At 29.7% G+C, this 792-nt stretch carries 2 protein-coding genes; both read left to right on the forward strand.

Features of this window, described 5'->3' with window-relative positions; translation table 11 throughout:
* The first annotated feature begins 93 nt into the window (after positions 1–93).
* A complete protein-coding gene (locus Q0881_RS17715; RefSeq protein ID WP_299163292.1) occupies positions 94–258 on the forward strand; it encodes a hypothetical protein in 165 nt (54 codons plus the stop codon).
* A 78-nt stretch (positions 259–336) separates the two neighbouring features.
* Entirely contained in the window at positions 337–582 is a 246-nt protein-coding gene (locus Q0881_RS17720) for a hypothetical protein (protein ID WP_299163294.1), read from the forward strand.
* The last annotated feature ends 210 nt before the right edge of the window (positions 583–792 follow it).

Below are 792 nucleotides of genomic sequence, written 5' to 3' on the forward strand. Positions count from 1 at the left end.
AATTTAGAACAATATTCTCTCGCGAAGAATAGACACAAAGGTGAGTGTCTTTAAATGTTCGCCGCAAAAGTAATTTTATTTAAAATATTAATAATGAAAAAATCAATTTTAAATTTAGGAAAAGCTTTAAACAAAGCGGAACAACAAACTATTAATGGTGGTAGAAAGCAATGTGATAAAAATCGTGATCGCATATGTGAAGAAGTAGGACGACAGTGCGCTGAATTTTATTGCCAATTAGTTCCATTCGAAATATAATAGAAAGAGGTTAAAGCTATAACTCTTTAACCTCTTTTTTTAAAAAGAAAATTTTCTTTGAAAATAAAAGCAACAATTATGAAAAAAATAATTTTAAACTTAGGTAAAACTTTAAATAAAATAGAGCAAAAAGATATTCTTGGTGGTAGAGTCGAGCTTAGTCAAGCAGATTTTGACAAATGTAAACTATACATACACTACCCAGATGGGTCAAGTGGTTGGTCTGGTTATGTTTCTTATGCTCAAGCTTCTTCTCAATGGGATGGAACTGAATATCTTGACGAAAGTTATGCTTCTGGATACTGTTGTGCTAATTGCCCATAAAAGTTTTAACTCCTCTTTTAAATAAATTTAAGAGAGGAGTTTTATTATCTATAAAGTAATAAAATTTCTTTTTTTAAATAAAATTCCAAGAAAGTGCATTTTAAAAAATATCTTCTCGATATTTGAATTCGTATGAAAAGATTCCCAAACTACCAACAAACCGAGGCAAAAGATTGCGGTCCAACGTGTATAAAAATCATAGCAAAACAC

The sequence above is a fragment of the uncultured Tenacibaculum sp. genome, assembly GCF_947494125.1.
Lineage (GTDB): Bacteria > Bacteroidota > Bacteroidia > Flavobacteriales > Flavobacteriaceae > Polaribacter.